At 77.9% G+C, this 3738-nt stretch carries 3 protein-coding genes; all 3 read right to left on the bottom strand.

The window, feature by feature from the left end:
* On the bottom strand, positions 1-980 hold a 980-nt coding region (locus tag C1A33_RS21970; RefSeq protein WP_165818530.1), incomplete at its 3' end, for a YcaO-like family protein.
* Positions 977-2362 carry an iron-containing alcohol dehydrogenase gene (locus C1A33_RS21975; protein ID WP_165818531.1) on the bottom strand — a complete coding sequence of 462 codons (1386 nt, stop codon included), beginning with the start codon at positions 2360-2362 and terminating at the stop codon, positions 977-979. The genes C1A33_RS21975 and C1A33_RS21970, both read right to left, overlap by 4 nt.
* Positions 2359-3666: a daptide-type RiPP biosynthesis aminotransferase gene (gene mpaD / locus C1A33_RS21980; protein WP_101833276.1), complete on the bottom strand. Its 1308-nt coding sequence runs from the start codon at positions 3664-3666 to the stop codon at positions 2359-2361. Before mpaD ends, C1A33_RS21975 begins: the two co-directional genes overlap by 4 nt.
* Positions 3667-3738 lie beyond the last annotated feature (72 nt).

Here is a 3738-nt window from a genome sequence, read left to right on the forward strand (position 1 = left end):
GGACGGCTGTCCAACCTCGGCAACGCCCTGCGGACCCGGTACAAGCGGACCGGGCCGTACCACTGGCCCACTCCGCGCAGCGCCGCGCGAACCTGGAACGCCTCCCGGAACGCGCCGACGATCGCCGCCGCCCGGCAGGGCGACGCCCGCGCCCCGACGGCCGCCAGCGGCAACCCCGTCGCGGCGTTCCGGGCACCATTCCCGCCGCCCGCGCCGCCCGCGCCGCCGGCCCCCGCCTCGGCTCCGCCGTCATCGATCATGATCGCGACGACGCACTCGACGCCGCGCAGCGGGGTGGGGATCGCGCCGAAGGTCACGGACAGGCCGAGCTCGTCCGCCGCACGGACGAGACGGTCCAGCTCGGCGGCCCGCGCCGGCGGGGGCGCCAAGGCGGCGAGGTCGACCCGCTCGAGACGCAGCTGCGCGGCCCAGGCCACCATGACGGCGTCCCGTTCGACGATCTCGTGCAGCGCGTTGCCCAGCGCCATGGCCAGGTCCGCGCCGGCGGCCGCGCCCGACGGCGTCGGGTCGAAGCACCGCAGGGCCAGCTCGTCACCGGCCGGATAGTCGACCAGGGCGGCCGGCACGACGACCTCGTCCCCGCTGACGAGGTCCCGCCCGGGCAGCCAGCGCAGCCGGTCGGGATCGGCGGCGGGCGAGCCGAGCGCGACGGTCGGGTCGGCGAACGGCAGCCGCGGAACATGCTCCCCGGGCGCACCCGGCCGCGGCCCGGGCCGCAGGGCGAAGCGCTCGACCGCCTCGCCCGCCCCACGCAGCAGGGCGTCGCCGGGCCGCAGGCCGGCGGCGCCGACCAGGTGCAGCGGATAGTCGCCGTCGGCGAGGCCGCGGTGGCCGGCGGCGTCGAGGCCGCCGATGTCGACGGCGACCGTCCACAGCGGCTGGTCGGGCGCCGGTGGGACGAGAGTGGTGCCCCGCGCGATCCCGGCCTCGGGCTCGAGGGTGGCCCGCGCGTCGATCATGACGCGGCCACCGCGAGCTCGTGCTCCGCCGCCGCGGGCAGCGACTCCCGCAGCAGCGCGGCGACGTCCGCGTGGGTGATCGACGCCAGTGGCGGCAGGCCGCCGCCGAAGGCGCGCACCACCCGTCCGGCGATGGCGCTCAGCTGGGCCGGGGTGGCCGGCGGGCAGCTCGCCACGCCCCACCGGTCGGCCAGCCGGCGCAGCCCGGCCGACGGGTCGTCGCCAAGCCCCGGCCGCGCCGCCCGGCACACCGCGTCCCAGGCGACCGCGAGGCGCTCGGAATGCCCGAACCGCCGGTCGCCGGCCGCCGCGCGGGCCCACACCGCCGCCGCCACGGGCACGGTGGCCACCATCTTGCGCGCGCCGAGGACGGTGGACACCTCGTTCGCGATGTACCACGCCCGGCCGCCGAACGGGTCCCGCCCGGCCATCGCCCAGCTCGCCTGGGTATAGGCGGACAGCTCGGCGGCCAGCAGCCGCTCCGCCCCGCCCGCGGCCCCCCGCGCCGCCGAGTCCGGCGCCAGCGGGTCCGGCGCCGGCGGGTCCGGCGCCGGCGGGTCCGGCGCCGGCGTGGGGCCGCACAGGCGGTCACCGAGACGGACGAGCTCGCCGGCCAGGGCAAGGCCGGCCGCGTCGGGCACCGGCCGGGACGCGAGGCTGCCGACCGTCGGCCCGAGCACCCGCAGCAGCGCCTCCAGGACTCCCTCGACGAGCATCGACGCGGGCAGGCCGTCGGTGGCCGCCGGGTCGAGCACGGCGACCTCCGGGCGCAGCGCCTCGCCGATGACGAGCCGGTGGCCGCCGCGCACGCGCACACACGCCACCGCGCTGACCTCCGACCCGGTTCCGGTCGTCGTGGGTACCAGAACTCGCATGGGCACGAGGCTGCGCGCGGGCACCAGGTCCGGCGTGTGTACCGGGACCGGCGCGGCACCCGGAATCCGTCGGTCGCCCATCGTGGCGCGCCCGCCCCGGCGGCCGACCGACGGCGGCAGGCCGACGACACCGCAGCGCCCGGCCGTCACCCGGGCGAGCACGCCGTCGTCGACCGCGGCGACGCTGCCCAGCTTGACGAGGTCGAGCAGGCTTCCGCCGCCCACCGCGACGACCGTGTCCAGGCCGGTCCTGGCGGTCTGGTCGCGCAGCCACCCGGCCAGGGCGGCGACGTCGGCGATCCCGGCGCCCACAGGCTCAGCGGTGAGCACGGGCCAGCCCGTCCACTGGTCGCGCAGCCAGCGGACCGCGGGGGTGGCGAGCACGCCCGCGTCGACGACGACACCGATCCGCCGCCCGGCATGGCGCTGCTCGTCGACGACGTGCTCCAGGCCGCCGGGGCCGGCGACGACCCGCGTCGGGCACGACCACTGCCAGACGGTGTTCACCTGGCCACCGCCGCGGCCGGCACCGGTCGGGCCGCCTGGGCGCCCGCCGCGCCGGCGCGGCCAGCCCACAGGGTCGTGAGGCCCCGGCGGACGGCGTCGAGCAGCTCGTCGAGGTCGTCGTCGGTGTAGACCAGCGGCGGCACGAGCTGGATGCCGCCGGGGCCGGGATGAACGACCGCGCCCGCCCGGCGGATCGTCTCGATGGCGGCGGCCACGTCCTGCGGGCCGAACGTCTCGCCATCCGGCCAGGCCAGGCGCAGGATGCGAAAGCAGCCCCGCCCGCCGGTGCCGACCGCCGCGGGATGGTCCGCGACCAGGTCGGCGAGGCCGGCGGCGAGGCGCCGCCCGAGCGCCGCCGCGCGGGTGACCACGTCGAGGCGGCGCATCTCCGCGACGGTCGCCGTGATCGCGGCGCAGGTCGGCGGGGTGCCCGCGTTCGTCTCGCCGTGGGCGAGCACCGCGTCGGCCTCGTCGAAGGCGGCGGCGACCTGGTGCGAGACGACGACCGCCGAGCCCGCGCAGGTGCCGTTGGTGAGCCCCTTCGACACGACCATGACGTCGGGGACGAACGGCCAGGTCTGCGAGGCGAACCAGGATCCGGTGCGGCCGAAGCCGGTCGCGACCTCGTCGGCGACGATCAGGAAGCCGTGTTCGTCGCGCAGCGCGGCGAGCTCGGTGAGGAAGGCGTCCGGCACCTCGACCGCGCCCGTGCCGAGCACCGGCTCGACGACGACCGCGGCGATCTGCCGGCCGGCGCCCGCGAGCAGGCGGCGCAGCTCACCGGCGTCGGCGCAGCTCACATGCCGGACGAAGCGCCGGTCGACGAGGTACAGCTCCTGGCCGAGCTCCTCACCGGACAGCGCCGACGCCCCGTAGGTCAGGCCGTGGTAACTGTCGCGCAGGCCGACGACGACCCGGCGGGCGGGTTGGCCGCGCAGCGCCCAGTACTGCCGGACGATCTTCATCATGGCGTCGTTGGCGGCGCTGCCCGACGTCGAGAACAGCACCCGGCCGAACGTCTCCGCGCCGCACAGCTGCGCGAGCGTCGACGCGGCCTCGACCGCCCACGGGTGGCTGTAGCGGAACAGGGTGAGGTAGGAGGCGTCCCGCAGCGCGCGGTGGACGCCGTCCGCCACGGCCTCGTTGCCGTAGCCGATGTTGACGTTCCACAGGCCGCTGGTCGCGCACAGCGCCTCGACGCCGTCGTCGAAGCGCACCCGCACTCCCGCCGCGCCGACCGCGCGGGCACCGGGTCGGTCGAACCGGCTCGGCGGGCTCAGCAGCTGCCACAGCGCCCCCGTCATCGCGCCGCATCCTCGTCGTCGGCGTGGTCGGCGGCGGCGTGGTCGGCGGCGCGATGACGGGGGCGCTGTGGC

Origin of the sequence: Frankia canadensis, assembly GCF_900197875.1 — a bacterium.
GTDB classification, from domain to species: Bacteria; Actinomycetota; Actinomycetes; order Frankiales; family Frankiaceae; genus Frankia; species Frankia canadensis.

Bases quoted from the DNA above. Each gene is read 5' to 3' on its own strand.
- mpaD (WP_101833276.1), bottom strand. From the start codon at position 3,666: ATGACGGGGGCGCTGTGGCAGCTGCTGAGCCCGCCGAGCCGGTTCGAC.